2 protein-coding genes are annotated in these 848 nt (G+C 46.9%); both read left to right on the top strand.

Going from position 1 to position 848, the window contains the following annotated elements; translation table 11 throughout:
- On the top strand, positions 1-228 hold a 228-nt coding region (locus A3751_RS23650), incomplete at its 5' end, for a hypothetical protein (protein WP_231876932.1).
- The gene (locus A3751_RS18330; protein WP_068522272.1) at positions 212-697 is read left to right on the top strand and encodes a hypothetical protein; all 486 of its coding nucleotides are present in this window, start codon (positions 212-214) and stop codon (positions 695-697) included. The genes A3751_RS23650 and A3751_RS18330, both read left to right, overlap by 17 nt.
- Positions 698-848 lie beyond the last annotated feature (151 nt).

The following is an 848-nucleotide window of genomic DNA, read 5'->3' as shown; positions in this document are numbered from 1 at the left end:
GCAGTCGCCTTGCTTGGCGCGCTAACCCAAGTGTATTTACAGACATCCCTCGAATGGGTGATCAAGCAAACCAACAACTACTACCAACTGATGTTCGTTTTCGCGCTCATCGCTGCAATGAAGCGCATGCGTCAAACACCAATGACGCCCAAGAACAACGCCAAGGCAGAGACAATATCTGCCCCCACTATCCAAACTATGAGGCCTCTCTGTGTCACAACAATCTAACCACGCTGAGCACCAGCATGAAAAGAACGCGATGTGTGCATCGAAGCGGCAACAAGACAGTAGTAGACGCAACAGCGAATATTACTTCTCTCAGCTACCTGAGGGGCTCAGAAATGACCTCTCAACCGAACAAGCGCGGGAAATCAAGCGGGTGATCGACAGAGCCATACCCGTACCGTCGAAAAAAATCTTTTCGCTTGAGCTGACATTTTGGCTGTTCAAACGCTTTTACTGCGTGTTCTATCTCGGTGAAGACAAGCGCCGACTCATCCCGAACTTCGGAACAAATTACGGCAAAATGCTGAAATTATCCGCACATATTGTGAGCACCCTAATTGTTTGGATAGCCACGATCTTTGTCGCTGGTGCTGCGGTTTATTACGCAAAGAGTACGCTTGGAATAGACATATTTCCCAATCAACATGCTCAAGACATCATCACTGAAACGATCAGAGAGCAGGCCGAGTAAAGGCCTCGCGCATCCTGCATTGCATATTGCAAAAGGCGCCCGCCAGCTCCGCAACGAAAATACCTTAAATCATTGTTTTTAATGATCTTTATTTTATGGCACGCACCATGCAAACAGTTTATTCAAAGTCAATTTCAGTGAGAACATCTAT

It is taken from the genome of Oleiphilus sp. HI0080, from assembly GCF_001635135.1.
This window is presented reverse-complemented; position numbering and strand designations above follow the sequence as displayed.